Genomic DNA, 18,931 nt, shown 5'->3' with positions numbered 1-18,931 from the left:
TATGTTAAAATTTTTAAGTATCCTTTAACTGTTATATAAACCTATACAGCACGGTGTTTTTACTATATTAAAAGTATGGTAAAGGTTTGTATAAGTGTCCGGTATATATGCTATTTTTGATAAATTAAAATAGTAATATTCTATGAGATTTATATTGTTGACATTGGGATTTCAACGATACATTTTCGTAGGTCGGATTGTTGCGAGTGGATATATATTGCTATGTATTCGTCTACTAAATGAAAGGGTTACTGCAATTTAGTAGACGGATAGCAAGTATATAGAAAGGAGAAAGGTAGAAAATATGAAGCAAGTATTGAAGTGTTTTAATGTCGTAACAATGATCACACTTCTTCTATCCATCATATTGCCTTCGCCCAGTGCTTTTGCTACAGAGATAAATAAAAAAAGCTGGGATGAGTTACAAGGAAATGATGTGAAAATTAAGGCAGATCAAGTGAATGCTGAAATGTATAAGGGAGAAGTAGCGGAGAGGGAGCACGTATTTCAATATAAGATTGAAAATACGGGAGATACACCAATCCGAGAATTAGTAATTAAACAAAATAATGACAATGGAATTGAGTTTCTTTCGCAATCTATGAAAGTAAACGGAGAGAAGTTACTTGAAAATAAGGTAGCGGATTTCTATGTAGAGGAAAAAGATAATGGAGGAAAGGTTCTTTCTTCTAATCTTAAAATTCAAGATTTAAAATCACATGAAAAAATGACTGTATTAATAAAAGCTCGTCGTGCGCAACATTTTAATAAAGAGTATAAGCAAAAAATTAGTGTGCAAAAGGATCAACTACAAATAGGAAACATGTCTGTAGATGTTGAAGGGCTTCCTTCTGAAGAGAAGTTAGAAGCTAATACCGATGATGAGGCTGACAGTAGTAAGAAAGCTATCGGATCAACAACTGATTCAAAAACTAAAGAAGTGGATGGAAAATTAAAAGTATCTGTAGAAGATAAAAATACATCTGCACAAAAAACAGAAATAGAGAAGATAAAACAACCTGAGGCTGAGAAGCAACTAGAAAAAGAGAAAAAGCAATCACCTTTAGCAGTAAAGCAGAGTGATGCAGAAGTACAAGCTGCATCAGAAAATGCTTCGAAGGTTCAAATCCAAACAGGAGATAAACAAGGATTTGGAGACCCGTTGTATTCTACAATTGCTCCTGGTAATTTAGTACAGACTGGTAATGTGACGCTTGGTTTGACATCTGATCATTATGGCAGACAAAGTATGGGTTATAAAACGAATAAAATGACGGTTGATGTTGATAACGATGATAGTACTTTTAATTCGTCAACAGGTGCATTTCCTAACATTCCTGCTGGAAGTAAAGTGAAAAAGGCTTACTTATTCTGGACAGCAGCAATGGGGTTACCAGGAAATATCGCTGATAGAAAGGTTACCGAGGATCAAGTAAGGCAACCAGTCAAAATGAGAATGGGAAATAAAGAATATGCAGAGGTAACTGCTGATAGCATAAGAAAAGCTGATTATCTACCTTATATTTCTAATTACTCAGGTAGTGGCGCAGGATATGTAGCGTATGCAGAGGTAACAAATATAATTGCACAGCAAGGTATTTCTCAAACGTTGACAGTTGCAAATGTGCCACAAATTAAAGATGTAACAGGTGGCGGCTATTACTGGGGTAACTGGAATCTTATATTAGTTTATGAAAACTATAAAGAAACAGTAAAAGACATGAAGATTTGGGAAGGGCTAGTCTCTCAAAAAAGTACAGCCTGGACAGATATTAGTGTTAATAAAATAAACACACCAAAAGAAGGCGCTTTTAAGGCGAAATTTAGTTATTTTTCATCGCAAGGTGATCCAGCTGATAATGATGGATATGCCTATGATTATGGAGAGTATGATTTTGGGTTAGGGTATCAAAAGTTTAAAAATATTAAAGGTAAAGATAATGATGTTAATGACTCATCTATGACAGAAGTACAAGTAGATGGCACTAACGAATTTGTTACGAAAAAATACCCAGGATATAATCCAGATTGGACAAATTCTTTCAGTACAGATATTCATACGTATCACCTTGAAGGACCCACTCAAGTAAAGAATGATTTGAAAGAAGGAAAAATGCGTTTTAGAGCATATGGTGGTGGCGGTGATATTTACGTATTAAACAACGCCACATTCGTTACAGAACATAATGCTCCAAACTTACAAGTTGATAAAAAGGCATTAGATAGTACCGGTAAAGAAGTTAAGGAAATTAAAGCTGGTGAAGAGTTTACGTATCAAATTGAAGTGAAAAATGATACGAAAAATAATCAAGCGCCGGTATCGAATGTAAAAGGTTTTGATAAATTAGATGACCGTTTAGAGTATGTTCCAGGGTCTATTCAATATGTTTCTGGAAGTAGTAAAGGAAATAAAACAGATGATGCAAGCGATGATGAAGCGGAGTTTGTAAATAATCAAATTGATTTCCGTGTTGGTGAAGGTGCTAATGCTAAAGACGGCGGTGTTTTAAAGCCTGGTGAAAGTACCGTTATTACATTCAAAGTAAAAGTGAAAGATTCTGTACAATCAGATACAACAGTAAAAAATGTCGTTGTTGTAAAGGGACAAGATAGTGCCGAGATAAAGTATGAAACTGAGGACGATGCAAATGTTACGGTTACTACCCTAAAAGAAGTTCCAGGGGAAATAGAGGCGAGAAAAATAGCTTCTAATAAAACACCGAAGTTAGGTGATGAGGTAGAGTATCGTATTACATTTAAAAATAAGACAAAAGATGGACGTCTAGATGTATTGACCATTGAAGACGAATTACCAAGTAGTCTTGAATACGTGAAAGATAGTTTGAAAGCTGAAGGTGTAAAACCAGAGCCAGTAGAGCTGAAGTTTGAAAATGGAAAAGTAATTGCAAAGTATCCAGAAATTATGGATATGGAAGAAAGAAGTATCGTCTTTAAAACAAAAGTAAAAGAAACTGCAAAAATTGGTGAAGAAATTGTTAATAAAGCAACCGTTAGAGATAAAACAAATCCACCAAAGAATCTAGAAGAGAAGATTACACCACAGCATAAGGCCGGTAAAATTGCTGCAAAGAAAAAAGCAACAAATAAGAAGCCGAAGCTAGGAGAAGAAGTTGAATATCAAATTAGCTTTAAAAATACGGTGGAAAACGGAAAACTAGATGCAGTTACAATAGAAGATGAAATTCCAGCTAACTTAGAATTTGTTCAAGGCAGTGAGAGAGCTGAAGGTACTGAACCAAATCCAGTAGAGTTAAAAGTAGAGAATGGTAAGGTAATCGCAAAATATCCAGAGATTACGGATACAAAAGAGCGAAGCATCGCCTTTAAAGTGAAAGTAAAAGAAGAGGCAAAAGCGGGAGAAACGATTGTTAATAAAGCGGTTGTGAGTGAGCCAAATGGACAAACTGAGCATCCAGAGGAAAAGATTACGCCGGATTATAAATACGGTAAAGTGGATGTAGAAAAAAGCGTAACGAATCAAACACCAAAACTAGGAGAAGAAGTGGAATACCGAATTACATTTTATAATACGGTAGAAAACGGAAAACTAGAAAAGGTGCTAGTAGAAGATACACTACCTAAAGGTGTTGAATACGTGAAAGATAGTTTGAAAGCTGAAGGTATAAAACCAGAGCCAGTAGAACTAAAAGTGGAAGATGGCAAAGTAATGGCCAAGTATCCAGAAATTACGGATACAGAAAAAAGAAGTATTGTTTTTAAAGTGAAAGTAAAAGATTCGGCAAAAGTAGGGGAGGCAATCGTAAATAAAGCAATTGCAAAAGATCCGAAAAATGAGCCTGTTGAATCAAAGGTTGTTATTACACCGCAAAGTAAAAAAGGTGAAATTGCTGCTACAAAGGTAGTTAATAATAAGAAGCCAAAGTTAGGCGAAGAAATCGAGTACCGCATTAGTTTTCATAATACGGTTGAGAACGGAAAACTAGAAAAGGTGCGAGTGGAAGATACAATTCCAAAAGGTCTTGAATATGTAGAAAATAGCATCAAGGCCGAAGGAGAAGCACCTGAACCAGTAGAATTAGCTGTTGAAAATGGGATAGTCAAAGCTAAGTATATCGATATTATGGATATGAAAGAAAGAAGTATCGTCTTTAAAGTAAAGGTGAAGGAAGAATTAAAAGTAGATAAAGAGATTGTCAATAAAGCAATTGTTGATGATACGAAAAATCCACCGATTGAACCGGAGGAAAGAATTACTCCGCAACATAAGGATGGAATAATTGATTCGAAGAAGACAGTAGATAATTCATCACCAAAACTAGGAGAAGAAGTAGAATACCGAATTAGCTTTAAGAACACGGTAGAAAACGGAAAACTAGAAAAGGTAATAATAGAGGATACAATTCCTAACGGTTTAGAGTATGTAAAAGGCAGCGAAAAGGCTGAAGGTGATAAACCAGCTCCATTAAAGTTAAGTGTGAAAGATGGAAAAGTTATTGCTGAATACGACAATATTACGGATATGAAAGAAAGAAGTATTGTCTTTAAGGTAAAGGTGAAGGAAGAAGCGGAAGTGGGGAAGGAAATCATCAATAAGGCAATTGTTGATGATATGAAAGATCCGAAAGAACCAGAAGCGAAAATTACACCATTACACAAAGATGGAAAAATTAAAGCGAAGAAAATCGTAAATAATGAAACACCGAAGTTAGGAGAAGAAGTAGAATACCGAATTAGTTTTAAAAACACGGTAGAAAACGGAAAACTAGCAGAGGTAAATATAAAGGATGCATTACCAAATGGTTTAGAGTATGTGGAAGGCAGTATCACGGCAGAAGGTTCTAAACCGAAACCAGTAGAGCTACATGTGAAAAATAATAAGGTAATGGCAAAGTATCCAGAAATTACAGATACAGAGGAAAGAAGCATTGTCTTTAAAGCGAAGGTAAAAGAAAGCGTAAAAGTGGGAGAAGAAATCGTAAATGAGGCAATTGTAGATGATACAAAGAATCTGCCAGAAGAGCCTTATGTACCGATTACACCACAATATAAAGATGGGAAAATTGAGGCAAGAAAAGAAGTAAGTAATCATGAACCGAAGTTAGGTGAGGAAATCGAATATCGAATTATTTTTAATAACACGGTGAAAGATGGAAAACTAGCAGAGGTAAAAATAGAAGATAAAATTCCAGCTGGATTAGAGTTTGTAGAAGGAAGCGAAAAAGCTGAAGGTGAAGAGCCAAAACCAGTGGAGTTGAAAGTAGAAAATGGTAAGGTAATGGCAAAGTATTCAGAGATTATGGATACGCAAGAAAGAAGTATTGTCTTTAAAGTGAAGGTAAAAGATTCGGTTACAATAGGGAAGGACATTACAAATAAAGCGATTATCCATGTTGATGATCCGAACCATCCAGTAATTGATCCGACAGCAAAAATTACACCACAATATAAAGATGGTAAAATTGCTGCTCATAAAAAGGTGAATAATCATAAACCGAAGCTAGGTGAAGAAATCGAATATCGAATTTCATTTAATAATACGGTGAAAGATGGAAAACTGGCAGAGGTTAAAATTGAGGATGAAATTCCGTTTGGTTTAGAGTATGTGAAAGATAGTCTAAAAGCAGAAGGTGATAAGCCGGCCCCAGTAGAGTTGAAAGAAGAAGCTGGTAAGGTTAGTGCGAAGTATGAAAATATCACTGACATGAAAGAAAGAAGCATTATCTTTAAAGTGAAGGTGAAAGATTCCGTTGAAGTGGACAAGGTAATTGTAAATAAAGCAATTGTTGATGATACAAAAAATCCACCAGAGCGACCAGAAGTAGATGTTACACCGCAGCATAAAGATGGTAAATTTAAAGCTAATAAAAAGGTAAGTAAAAAAGATCCAAAGCTAGGAGAAGAAGTAGAGTACCGAATTAGTTTTAAAAATACGGTAGAAAACGGAAAACTAGCAGAAGTGAAAATTGAGGATCAACTACCAAATGGATTAGAGTATGTGAAGGATAGTTTAAAAGCAGAAGGTAATGAACCAAATCCGGTAGAGTTAAAAGAAGAAGCTGGAAAAATTACAGCGAAGTATGAAAATATTACTGATACAGCTGAGCGTAGCATTATCTTTAAGGTAAAAGTAACAGAAGCAGTAAAAGTCGGGAAGAAAATCGTGAATACGGCAATTGTGGATGATGATAATCCGAAGAATCCTCCGCAAAAACCAGAAGCGATTATTACACCGGAGTATAAGAATGGAAAAATAAAAGCTGAGAAAACAGTAAATAACCCAGCTCCAAAATTAGGAGAAGAAGTAGAGTATCGAATTACGTTCCGTAACGTAGTTGAGCACGGAAAATTAGCGAAGGTGAAAATTAAGGATGAATTACCAAACAGTTTAGAGTTTGTAGAAGGTAGCGAAAGAGCTGAGGGGGATAATCCAAAACCGTTGCATGTAAAAGTGAAAAACGGCATAGTACTCGCAGAATATCCAGAAATTACGGATACGAAAGAAAGAAGTATCGTCTTTAAAGCAAAAGTGAAAGAAAAAGCTAAAATTGGCGAAGCGATTGTGAATACGGCGGTTGTGGAAGATACTATAAATCCACCAGAGAAACCGAATGTCGCGATACAACCTCAACATAAAGAGGGTGTATTACAAGCTGAAAAGACAGTGAGTAACCATGAACCGAAGTTAGGAGAAGAAGTAGAATATCGAATTAGTTTTGAAAATACGGTAGAAAACGGCAAACTAACTGAGGTAAAAGTAGAGGACGAAATTCCAGCTGGTTTAGAATACGTACAGGATAGTATAAAGTCTGATGGGCCGGAACCAAATCCAGTAGAACTTAAAGTTGAGAATGGAAAAGTAACAGCAAAGTATCCAGAAATTACGGATACGAAAAAAAGAAGTATCATCTTTAAAGTGAAAGTACAAGAAACGGTACAAGTAGGAAAAGAAATTATAAACAAGGCGGTTGTGGATGATAATAATCCGACAAATCTACCAGTTGAGTCACTTATACCAATTACACCTCAATATAAAGATGGGAAACTAGAGGCAAGGAAAGAAGTAAGTAACCATGAACCAAAGCTAGGGGAAGAAATCGAATATCGAATTACTTTTAACGGCACAGTAGATGGCGGGAAGTTAGTTGATGTAAAGATTGAAGATGAAATTCCGTCTGGTTTAGAGTATGTGAAAGAAAGTCTGGAGGCCGTAGGTGATAAGCCTGTACCAACAGAACTTAAAGTTGAGAATGGAAAAGTAACAGTGAAGTATCCAGAAATTACGGATACGAAAGAAAGAAGTATCATCTTTAAAGTAAAGGTAAAAGAATCAGTAAAAGTTGGAGAGGAAATAACAAATAAAGCGATCATTCATGTAGATGATCCAGATCATCCAGTTATGGAACCGACAGCGACAATAAAGCCAGAATATAAAGATGGTAAGTTAAAAGCGACGAAGACAGTAAATAATAAAGAACCGAAGCTAGGAGAAGAAGTAGAATACCGAATTAGTTTCAAAAATACGGTAGAAAACGGCAAACTAGCAGAGGTAAAGGTAGAAGATGAAATTCCAGCCGGTTTAGAGTACGTGCAAGATAGCATTAGATTTGAAGGGGCTGAACCAAATCCAATAGAGTTAAAAATGGAGTTTGGAAAAGTAATAGCAAAGTATCTAGAAATTACAGATACGAAAGAACGTAGTATTATTTTTAAAGTGAAGGTAAAAGCAGCACCAAGTAAAGGGATAACAAATAGAGCGGTAGTGGACGATAAAATAAATCCACCACTTGAGCCTACAGTTACAATTTTACCGAAAACAAAAGAAGATCTTAAGATACCAGAAGAGCCGAAGGAACCAGAAGTGAAACCGGAAGAGCCGAAAGAACCGAAGGAACCAGAAGTGAAGCCGGAAGAGCCGAAGGAACCAGAAGTGAAACCGGAAGAGCCGAAAGAACCGAAGGAACCAGAAGTGAAGCCGGAAGAGTCGAAGGAACCAGAAGTGAAACCGGAGGAACCGAAAGAACCAAAAGAACCAGAAGTGAAACCAGAGGATCCGAAAGAGCCGAAGGAACCAGAAGTGAAACCGGAAGAGCCGAAAGAACCGAAAGAACCAGAAGTGAAGCCGGAAGAGCCGAAAGAACCGAAGGAACCAGAAGTGAAACCGGAGGATCCGAAAGAGCCGAAGGAACCAGAAGTGAAACCGGAGGAACCGAAAGAACCAAAAGAACCAGAAGTGAAGCCAGAAGATCCGAAAGAGCCGAAGGAACCAGAAGTGAAACCGGAAGAGCCGAAAGAACCAGAAGTGAAACCGGAGGAACCGAAAGAGCCGAAGGAACCAGAAGTGAAACCGGAGGAACCGAAAGATCTGAAGAAACCAGAAGTGAAACCGGAGAAACCGGAAGTAAGACTGGAAAAGTTAATTAAAGAACCGCAAGTAAAAGTAGAAAAAGAATTACCGAAAACAGGGGCAGCACATTCATGGATGATGTCAGTTGGTGCGGGAATTTCATTCTTAGTTGGCGGAGTATTATTCGTATTAGGTAGAAGAAGAAAACAATAATTTTTTAGACGAAAAGCACACTGAGTTCGATAGTTTATTGGACTCAGTGTGCTTTTATGTTATATAAAAGGAAAGCTCCTTCCACGTATGGAAGGAGCTTTATTTTTGTATATTAAAACATACTTGAGCTATGCATCGGTTGAAGTTTTGCATTTGGATCGAAGTAAGCTTTTGCATTGTTTACTGCTGTCGGTGCTTCGCCAAATCCACAAGCGATAAGTTTTACTTTTCCTTCATATGTACAAATGTCACCAGCAGCGTAAATGCCAGGAATATTTGTTTCCATTTTTGAATTTACAAGGATGCTGTTTTTTTGTATATCTAAGCCCCAGTTTTTAATTGGGCCAAGAGAAGAAACGAAGCCGTAGTTTACGATTACGTCATCAACATCGATGATAATTTTTTCCTCCGTTTTTACATGTTGAAGAACGACTTGTTCAATCTTGTCATCACCAATGAGTTCTACTGGAACGTATGGTGTACTTACTTCTGCACGAGAATTCATTAAGCTTTCTACGCTATGTTCATGCGCACGGAATTTATCACGACGATGAACGATTGTAACTTTTTCAGCAATCGGTTCTAACATCATTGTCCAGTCTACTGCTGAGTCGCCACCGCCAAATACTACGACGCGCTTACCAGCAAATTTATTCATATCATCAACGAAATAATGTAAGTTTTTCTTTTCGTATTTCGCTGTACCTTCTAATTCTAAGCGGCGTGGTTGGAAAGCACCATTGCCAGCAGTAATAATAACTGATTTAGAATAGTGAGTTTGCTTATTCGTAACAAGTTTAAATATACCGTCAGCTTGTTTCTCAAGCGTATCGACAGCTTCTTCTAAACAAACAGTTGGGTCAAATTTCTTCATTTGCTCTTTTAAGTTATCAACTAATTCTTGTGCGCGCACTTTTGGAAATCCAGCCACATCATAAATGTATTTTTCAGGGTAGAGTGCGGATAATTGTCCGCCAAGTTGAGGTAAGCTTTCAATGATTTTTACACTTGCTTGTCTCATACCGCCATAAAATGCTGTGAACAGTCCCGTTGGACCACCACCAATAATTGTTATGTCGTAAACTTTTTGATTTTCTGCCACTTTCATTCCCCCTATAGATGGAATTTTGATATTGATTTCATATATTGTTCATATGTACACGAAAATCCTGCAAATGATGACACTTTCAAATAAATGATAGCATATTTGAGTTCATAATACTTCTGAAAACGACTGAATTGTGTGTAAGTTTTCGCATCGGTTCTTTTTTATTGTATAAAATATACAGAAAGGAAAATACATGAAAAAAAGGCTAAAAAACCCTTGAAAACGCTATGTTATTTTAAAATATTGATAATTCTCCAGACGCTTGAATTCTGGAATAAAACCGACTAATATAGGGAAGTATTATGTTAAATTTCTATGACAAAATTCGTACGATTTTTTGACTGCGTTTTGTTATGATATAGAATGTGATAAATTCCACATTCTTGACAAATAGAGTTTTTAGTACTTGGTATTATTTTTTATTACTATTATATAAAGAAAAGGGTTGTGATTTGGTGAAGACTCCAAAAATCGTAGTTTTAGGTGCAGGTTATGGCGGGATGATTACGACTGTTCGTCTGCAAAAAGCATTATCTGTAAATGAAGCTGAAATTACGCTAGTAAACAACAACAGCTATCACTACCAAGCGACTTGGTTACATGAGAGCGCAGCTGGTACATTACAAGATGAAAAAATCTGTCTAGATATTCAAGACGTTATTGATACAAATAAAGTGAACTTTGTACAAGACACAGTAGTAGAAATTAAAGCTGCTGAAAAACGCATTATCTTAAAAGATGGTGAGTTAGAGTATGATTACTTAGTAATTGGTCTTGGTTTCGAATCAGAAACATTCGGAATTACAGGATTAAAAGAGCATGCATTCTCAATCGCTAACATTAATGCAACTCGTGAAATTCGTGAGCATATGGAAGCTAGTTTCTCTAAATATGCAACTGAACAACGCGATGAGTTAGTAACAATCGTTGTTGGTGGTGCTGGATTTACTGGTATCGAGTACGTAGGTGAGCTTGCAAACCGTGTTCCTGAACTTTGCAAAGAGTATAATGTACCACGTGAAAAAGCACGTATCATCTGTGTAGAAGCTGCTCCAACAGCACTTCCAGGTTTCGATCCAGCGTTAGTAGAATACGCTGTAAAACAGCTTGAGAAAAAAGGTGTAGAATTCCGCATCGGTACAGCAATTAAAGAAGCAACTGAAGAAGGTATTATCGTTGCGAATGGCGATGACACTGAATTAATTAAGTCTGAAACAGTAGTTTGGGCTGCAGGTGTTCGTGGTAATGGTATTGTGGAAGAGTCTGGCTTTGAAGCAATGCGCGGACGTGTAAAAGTTGATGAGTACATGCACGCTCCAGGATACGAAGATGTATTCATGGTTGGTGACGCAGCGTTAATCATTAATGAAGAAATTAACCGTCCTTACCCACCAACAGCACAAATTGCAATTCAACAAGGTTACAATATTGCACACAACTTAACTGTATTAGTTCGTGGCAAGGGCGAAATGAAGAAATTCGCATTCGATAATAAAGGATCTGTATGTTCTTTAGGTCATGACGATGCAATGGGCGTTGTTATGGGTAAAAAGTTAACAGGTTGGAAAGCTTCCTTCATGAAGAAAGTAATCGATAACCGTTACCTATTCTTATTAGGTGGACCTTTATTAGTTCTTAAAAAAGGTAAATTAAAGTTCTTTTAATATATAGTAGAAAAAGCAGAAACGGCTAAGAGCTGTTTCTGCTTTTTTCATATTAAAAATATAGTATAATATATAAAAAAAGAAAGAATATTCTGTCCGTTCTGATGGAGGAGGTTATTACATCATGGAGAAACGAGGGAAGGTATGGCTAGCTGTTAGTGGTTTAGTAGCTACAAAAGATGGTAGGTGGCTATTTGTTAAGAAGAAATACAGTGGATTAAAAGGGAAATGGTCTTTACCGGCTGGTTTTGTAAATGAAGGTGAGACGGTTGATGAAGCTGTGAAACGCGAAGTGTTAGAAGAGACAGGCATTGTCGCTCATGTGAAGGGGATTATTGGTGTTCGATCGGGTGTTATTCGTAATGAGATTAGTGATAATATGATTATTTTCCTTTTGGAACCTGAAGGAGAAAATATTATTGTACAGGAGAAAGAATTGTCTGAAGTGGCGTTCTTACATCCGGATAAGATTGTAGACGATCCGAATACGTCTGTGCTTATTAAATATTTGTTAGAAGGAAGATCAGAACTACATCTTGAAGTGGACAAAACATTAAATCCAGGTGAACCATTTGGTTATACAGCTTATCACGTATTTACGGCACGTGCGGAGGAGAGGGGAAAAGAGTGAGTATACCGGTACTACTTATTTCAATGATGTTATTCTTTATTTTGTTCTTTGGAATTGGATTTTTACTCAATATGATTTTGCGAGCTACTTGGGTAATGGTTATTGTGTATCCGATTGTTTGTATGCTTATTATTAATAAAGCGAGTATGTGGGATTATTTTTCAAAACCGAAAGAAACATTTTCTTCATTTGGGACAAGTGTATCGCACTTAGGACAAGCAGACGTATTTATTCTATCTACTGGATTAGTAGGGGCTGCTTTAGCAGGAGTCGTAATCAAGAAACTTCGGAAAAGCGGATATCAAATGTTTTAATCTCCAATTAAGTTGGAGATTATTTTTTTGCATATTCCTTCATCGTATAGGGAATGATTAACGATGAAGGAGTGTGGAATATAAAAATGTTAAAACGATATTGTATTCGCATTATGATGACTTGTTTACTTGCAATTGCATTATGCGTAACATGGAATGCTTTCACAGGAGTTTCTTTATTAGAGATTGTAAAGAAATATGAGGGAATGAGTGCAAAAGAAGTACATGCAGCAGAAGTTAAGAGAAATGTTGCTCCGAGTAAAGAAGTGATAAATGCTTTAGAGCAGGCAAACGACTGGTCTAAATATCGTTCAATTGAAATGACTGCAACAGGTTATACATCGGGGATTGAGTCAACTGGTAAGAGGCCGGGGCATCCAGAGTATGGTATTACATATTCAGGTGTTAAAGTGAAAAGGGATTTATATTCCACAATCGCTGCGGACTTACGCGTATTTCCGATTGGAACGATTCTATTCGTACCAGGTTATGGATATGGTGTAGTAGCTGATAAGGGCGGTGCAATAAAAGGAAACCGTCTTGATCTATATTATGATACGGTGAAAGATGTTTATAGCCAATGGGGTAAGAAAAAAGTAAATGTGTACGTAGTAAAAGTAGGAAATGGTAAGTTTACAGAAGAAGAGTTAACGATGTTAAATCAAGACGAAACGATGCAAGTGTTTCGTGGTCAATATTTAAAACAAAGATAGTCTAGTCGTAATTACGCTAGACTTTTTTTCTTGGCTTATTTCATGATAGAGGAGATTTTGGATCTGCGATTTTACACGCCATATAACTGTAGTTAGAATTATCGCATTTTATCGAAAATAAAGTTATAATGGTGGTAGAGAAATTTAGGGGGTCTGAACATGTTTCAAGTACAAAAAGAATTAGCAGGTCATGAAGCGGTAATTGTTGCTTTATTTGAAGAAGAGAAAATGAGTAGTTTTGTACAAGAACTGGACAAAGCGTTTGAAGGGCAATTACAAGTTTTACTAGAAGAGAAAGAATTATCTACGAAGAAAAAGGCCATTTCGAAAGTACATAGCTTAGGGAAAACAAATGTGAAACGTTATTACTTTGTTGGTTTAGGAAAGAAAGAATCTTACATGACAGAAACGTTACGTGCGGCTCTTGGTAAGGCGTTTAAAACACTGCAAGCAGCAAAAGTACGAGATGCAGCAATCTTACTTGATTCTTTCGTAACAGAGAAATTAGACGCGATTGATGTCGCTCATATTGCGGCAGAGGTACAAGGCCTTGGTACATATGAGTTACAAACGTATAAATCAGATAAAAAGGATCGTGTAGAGTTAGAGAAGTTCACGGCTATTACAGCGGAAGATGCACAAGAAATTGAAGCAGCATTAACAGTTGGCTACGTACATGGACGTGCAACAAATTCAGCTCGTACACTTGTAAATATGCCGCCAAACGTATTAACAGCGACAAAGCTTGCTGAGTATGCTGTTGAATTAGCGGAGAAATATGATATGGACTATAAAGTTCTTGAGAAAGAAGAGATGGAAGACCTTGGTATGGGTGCGTTACTTGCAGTAAACCAAGGTAGTGTAGAGCCACCAAAAATGATTGCTCTTATTTATAAAGGAAAAGAAGAGTGGACAGATGTCATTGGGTTCGTTGGAAAAGGTATTACATACGATACTGGTGGTTATTCTTTAAAACCACGTGAAGGCATGGTTGGTATGAAAGGTGATATGGGCGGTGCAGCTGCTGTATTAGGTGCGATGGAAATTATCGGTGAACTTCGCCCAGAACAAAATGTGATCGCTGTTATTCCTTCAACTGATAACGTTGTAAGTGGTACGGCATTTAAGCCAGACGATGTAATCACATCTATGAGCGGAAAAACAATTGAAGTATTAAATACGGATGCAGAAGGTCGTCTAGCTTTAGCTGACGGTATTACGTATGCGAAAAAACTTGGTGCAAACTACCTTGTTGATGTTGCAACATTAACAGGCGGTGTAATTGTTGCACTTGGAAACTATACGACAGGCGCAATGACAAATAATGAAGAGTTATTTGAGCAAGTGCTAGAGGCTTCTATGGAAACAGATGAGCCAATTTGGCAACTACCGATTTTTGATCGTGATAAAGAACGTGTGAGAAACAGTAAGTTTGCTGATTTAAATAACTCACCAGGTCGTGAAGGACATGCGGTTATGGCAGGTACATTCTTAGGCGAATTCGCTGAAGATACACCATGGGTACACTTAGATATCGCTGGAACATCAGAAACAAAAGGTGCGCACGACTTAGGTCCAGCTGGAGCAACTGGCGCAATGGTACGTACACTTGCGACACTTGTGGAGCGTTTTGGAGAAGAATAAGAGTATAAGTGAAGACTGTTCCGATATTTTGGAACAGTCTTCTTTTTTGTAGGTTTGTTTATCCCACTATTTGCCGGGTAGTAAGACCCATAACTCAAAATTCAGCGAAAGGAAAGCAGTTAGGTCGGATTGCCGGTAAACGCTCGATTGGTGAGGGCTGATTAAAGTTTCACTTTATAAAGAAATCGTATACAAAACCCCATTTAAAGCAAAAGAAGTACGGCCCGTTTCTTCAGAGACAACTAATATAAGTGCATCACTCTTTTCAGATAAGCCAATTGCAGCTCTGTGACGTGTTCCTAGCTCAGGATCAACTTCTGTACTTTTCGTTAAAGGAAGAATATTAGCAGCTGAGACAATATGATTATTTTTTACGAGAACGGCACCGTCATGAAGAGGGTTACCTGGATAAAATATTGATTCGAGTAATGGCGCAGTTAAATGAGCGTTTAATGTCGTTCCAGTTTGAATGAGAGCTTCAAGCGTCTCGTTTCGTTCCACGACGATAAGAGCACCATGTTTTCTGGCGCTTAAATGTTGGATAGCTGTCGTAATAAAAGATGAACTTTCCGTATAAGGTGATAAATATGCCTGAATATAGTATGTAGCTGCCAATGTTTGTACATTTGCTAACATATGATGAATATCTTCCATTTTGCATAAAATACATTCGTCTTCTTTATCGATTGCGTTCCTCATAATCGATAGTTCTTTTTCAGCAATTTCAATCATTTGCTTTGTTTGTATTTTGAGCTCTTCTGACAAGCCCCATTCGTGCATAATCCTCATTCCCTTTAGTGGAGTATTTAACAATAGTGTATACAAATATTCCTAGTAAAATCCTGTTAGATTTTATAAAATATTGAGATACAGCATGTTTTTTTCATATAATAAAGGTATGACGAGCGAGAGGAGAGAGAAGAATGAATTGGAAACAAGAATTTAGTCGCTGGCTTTCTTACGCACAATTAGATGCAGAATTAAAAGAACAGCTAGAAAATATGAAGCAAGATGAGAAGAAAATCGAGGATAGCTTTTATAAAAATCTAGAGTTTGGCACAGGTGGTATGCGTGGTGAACTTGGTGCTGGTACGAACCGTTTAAATGTATATACAGTTCGTAAAGCAACAAAAGGATTAGCAAGCTTTATCGAAAATTTAGGTGAGGAAGCGAAAAAACGCGGTGTTGTTGTAGCCTATGATTCTCGTCATAAATCACCTGAGTTTGCAATGGAAGTTGCTGCTACACTTGGTGCATGTGGTATCACAACATATGTGTTTGAAAGCTTACGTCCAACGCCAGTACTTTCTTTCGCAGTTCGTCATTTACATACAGTAAGTGGAATCGTTCTTACGGCAAGCCATAATCCGCCTGAATATAACGGATACAAAGTATACGGTGAAGATGGTGGACAGTTGCCTCCAAAAGAGGCAGATGAGTTAATTAGCTACGTAAATGCAGTAGAAGATGAATTAACAGTTGAAGTCGCTGATGTAGAGCAATTAAAAACTGACGGTTTATTACATATTATTGGACAAGAAGTAGATGATGCATATGCTGCAGAATTGAACAATGTCATCATTAATAAAGAAATGGTGCAAAAGGTCGGCAAAGACTTAAAAATCGTCTTTACACCATTACACGGAACATCAAATATTTCTGTACGCCGTGGTTTAAAAGAAGTTGGATTTACAGATGTAACAGTTGTAAAAGAACAAGAGTTACCAGATCCAAACTTCTCTACAGTAAAATCACCGAACCCAGAAGAGCACGCAGCGTTTGAGTATGCAATTCGTGACGGTGAAAAGGTAGGCGCAGATGTATTAATCGCAACTGATCCTGACGCAGACCGCCTTGGTGTAGCAGTGCGTAATCATAATGGTGAGTTCCAAGTATTAACAGGAAACCAAACAGGTGCATTAATGCTTGATTACTTACTATCTCAAAAGAAAGAAAACGGAACGCTTCCAGAGAACGGTATCGTATTAAAAACAATCGTAACGTCTGAAATTGGTCGTACAATTGCAAAAGCATACGGTTTAGATACAATTGATACGTTAACTGGATTTAAATTTATCGGTGAGAAAATTAGACAGTATGAAGAAAGTGGACAATATGAATTCCAATTCGGTTATGAGGAAAGCTATGGTTATTTAATCCGCCCATTCTGCCGTGATAAAGATGCAGTACAATCTGTTCTATTTGCATGTGAAGTAGCTGCATACTACAAATCACAAGGGAAAACGTTATATGACGGTCTATTAGAAGTATTTGAGAAGTACGGCTTCTTCCGTGAAGACCTTGTATCGTTAACGTTAAAAGGAAAAGATGGAGCGGAAAAAATCCAAGAGATGATGGCAACGTTCCGTGAGAATCCTCCGAAAGAAGTGGCGGGCTTAACAGTCGTAGCAGTGGAAGACTATAAAGCAAGCATCGTTACATCTTTACAAGATGGACATAAAGAAGAGATTCACTTACCGAAATCAAATGTGTTAAAATATCAATTAGAGGATGGTTCATGGTTCTGCCTACGTCCATCTGGAACTGAGCCGAAGATTAAGTTTTACTTTGGTGTGAAAGATAGTTCTTTACAAAATAGTGAACAAAAGTTACTTACTATTAAAGAAGACATTATGAATCGTTTATAATACAAAGTAATTTTAAGTAGTAAGGAACAAAAGGGAGCGAAATCTCCCTTTTGTTTTATGTAGGAAATGCTTGCTATTGATTCCGACAGGAGAGAGGGTATTTTGTGATGAAAAAAGTAAGAAAAGCGATAATCCCAGCAGCTGGATTAGGAACACGTTTTTTACCAGCAACGAAAGCAATGCCGAAAGAAATGTTACCGATAGTAGATAAACCAACGATCCAATACATTGTAGAAGAAGCAGTGAAATCTGGAATCGAAGATATTATTATTGTTACTGGTAAAACAAAGCGCTCTATCGAAGATCATTTTGATAACGCATTTGAACTAGAACAAAACTTATTAGAGAAGAAAAAATATGAGTTGCTTGAAAAAGTACAAGCTTCTTCAAAAATGGTAGATATTCATTACATCCGTCAAAAAGAGCCGAAGGGACTAGGACATGCTGTTTGGTGTGCACGTAAATTCATTGGTGATGAGCCATTTGCAGTGTTACTAGGTGATGATATTGTCCAAGCTGAGAAACCGTGTTTACGTCAATTAATGGATGAGTATGAAAAAACACTTTCTTCTGTTATTGGTGTACAAACTGTTCCAGAGTCGGAAACACATCGCTATGGAATTATCGATCCATTAGAACAAGAAGGTCGTCGTTACCAAGTTCGCAATTTCGTTGAGAAACCAGCACAAGGTACAGCTCCTTCAAACTTAGCGATTATGGGGCGCTACATTTTAACGCCTGAAATCTTTATGTTCTTAGAACAGCAACATGTCGGTGCTGGTGGTGAAATTCAGTTAACAGATGCAATCCAAAGCTTAAATGAAATCCAACGTGTATTTGCCTACGATTTCGAAGGAAAGCGCTACGACGTAGGTGAAAAGCTAGGATTCGTTCAAACGACAATTGAAATGGCCCTGCAACACCCAGAATTACGTGATGACATGGTTGCAATGATGAAGAAAATTTTAGAAGAACAAGCGAATCAAGAGTCATAATAAAAAATGAGTTATTTCAGTATACTGAAATAACTCATTTTTTTATTATGAAATCGTCGAATGAGAATGCTGATAAGCAGAACGACGCACAGCATAATATATGCGAGGTGCGATAATAGCACCGATAATTGTAAATGCAATATCTTTTACTGCAAACCACATCATAATCATCCAAGCAGCTTTATAGCTCATATTACCGCCCATAAAGAGATTGACTGCCCCGTACATGTAAGTAGTACCGATTATATAAGTTAAAATAATTCCTGTGAAAGAGGCAATTGCAAATGTAATGAATGTTGGTCTTTCTTTTTGTTCTACTAGTTTTCCGGATACGTAAGCAACGATAATAAATGCGATAATAAAACCACCAGTAGGATCTAAAAGTGCTCCAAATCCAGCTTTGAAGTTAGCGAAGATTGGTGCGCCGGCTACGCCAACGAGCATATATACAGTCATGGATAAGGCACCAAGTCTACTTCCAAGAAGAAGACCTGCTAAAATTGCGAAAAATGGTTGCATAGATAATGGGATGCCTGCTACTTGAAGGAATGGTGCCCAAGATACAATATTTGCACCGATTGCCATAAGAGCAACGAACATGGCAGCTAATGCTAAATCTAAAACATGAAATCTTCTCATAATGTTAACCTCCTGTTGTTTTTAGGTTAACATTAT

General features: G+C 37.1%; 11 protein-coding genes. 8 read left to right on the top strand and 3 right to left on the bottom strand.

The features are described 5' to 3' along the window. Positions 1–304 precede the first annotated feature (304 nt). Entirely contained in the window at positions 305–8,539 is an 8,235-nt protein-coding gene (locus tag ES895_RS11785) for an isopeptide-forming domain-containing fimbrial protein (protein WP_135238363.1), read from the top strand. Between the two features lie 112 nt (positions 8,540–8,651). On the opposite strand, the gene ES895_RS11780 is transcribed toward ES895_RS11785, so the two are convergent. Beyond that, on the bottom strand, positions 8,652–9,641 hold the full coding sequence (locus tag ES895_RS11780; RefSeq protein ID WP_000829788.1) for an NAD(P)/FAD-dependent oxidoreductase: 990 nt from the start codon (positions 9,639–9,641) through the stop codon (positions 8,652–8,654). A 461-nt stretch (positions 9,642–10,102) separates the two neighbouring features. On the opposite strand from ES895_RS11780, the gene ES895_RS11775 reads away from it, so the two are divergent. The 5 genes from ES895_RS11775 (at position 10,103) to pepA (ending at position 14,613) form a co-directional block, all read left to right on the top strand. Next, on the top strand, positions 10,103–11,311 hold the full coding sequence (locus tag ES895_RS11775; protein WP_000856612.1) for an NAD(P)/FAD-dependent oxidoreductase: 1,209 nt from the start codon (positions 10,103–10,105) through the stop codon (positions 11,309–11,311). Between the two features lie 124 nt (positions 11,312–11,435). Next, complete coding sequence (locus tag ES895_RS11770) at positions 11,436–11,942, top strand: NUDIX hydrolase (protein ID WP_000415320.1); 507 nt, start codon at positions 11,436–11,438, stop codon at positions 11,940–11,942. Then, positions 11,939–12,256, top strand: coding sequence for a YuiB family protein (locus tag ES895_RS11765; protein ID WP_000027016.1), 318 nt, complete (start codon positions 11,939–11,941; stop codon positions 12,254–12,256). The genes ES895_RS11770 and ES895_RS11765 overlap by 4 nt, the downstream gene beginning before the upstream one ends. Before the next feature lie 86 nt (positions 12,257–12,342). Further along, positions 12,343–12,969 carry a 3D domain-containing protein gene (locus tag ES895_RS11760; RefSeq protein ID WP_135238362.1) on the top strand — a complete coding sequence of 209 codons (627 nt, stop codon included), beginning with the start codon at positions 12,343–12,345 and terminating at the stop codon, positions 12,967–12,969. A gap of 159 nt (positions 12,970–13,128) precedes the next feature. Then, the gene (pepA, locus tag ES895_RS11755) at positions 13,129–14,613 is read left to right on the top strand and encodes a cytosol aminopeptidase (protein ID WP_135238361.1); all 1,485 of its coding nucleotides are present in this window, start codon (positions 13,129–13,131) and stop codon (positions 14,611–14,613) included. A 174-nt stretch (positions 14,614–14,787) separates the two neighbouring features. Here the strand turns inward: pepA and cdaS are convergent, their stop codons facing one another. Then, complete coding sequence (gene cdaS, locus ES895_RS11750; RefSeq protein WP_000545253.1) at positions 14,788–15,393, bottom strand: sporulation-specific diadenylate cyclase CdaS; 606 nt, start codon at positions 15,391–15,393, stop codon at positions 14,788–14,790. Between the two features lie 143 nt (positions 15,394–15,536). Here cdaS and ES895_RS11745 point away from each other — a divergent pair, with 143 nt between their 5' ends. Next, positions 15,537–17,261, top strand: a complete 1,725-nt coding sequence (locus ES895_RS11745; protein ID WP_135238360.1) for a phospho-sugar mutase — start codon at positions 15,537–15,539, stop codon at positions 17,259–17,261. A 107-nt stretch (positions 17,262–17,368) separates the two neighbouring features. Continuing rightward, positions 17,369–18,256 carry a UTP--glucose-1-phosphate uridylyltransferase GalU gene (galU, locus tag ES895_RS11740; RefSeq protein ID WP_002097988.1) on the top strand — a complete coding sequence of 296 codons (888 nt, stop codon included), beginning with the start codon at positions 17,369–17,371 and terminating at the stop codon, positions 18,254–18,256. 45 nt (positions 18,257–18,301) lie between these two features. Here galU and ES895_RS11735 read toward each other — a convergent pair whose 3' ends face one another. Then, complete coding sequence (locus ES895_RS11735; protein WP_001252163.1) at positions 18,302–18,895, bottom strand: biotin transporter BioY; 594 nt, start codon at positions 18,893–18,895, stop codon at positions 18,302–18,304. Positions 18,896–18,931 lie beyond the last annotated feature (36 nt).

The organism is Bacillus sp. 007/AIA-02/001, from assembly GCF_004634455.1.
Taxonomy (GTDB): Bacteria; Bacillota; Bacilli; order Bacillales; family Bacillaceae_G; genus Bacillus_A; species Bacillus_A cereus.
Note: the sequence above shows the minus strand (reverse complement) of the source record. Positions and strands in the feature narration are given on the sequence as shown.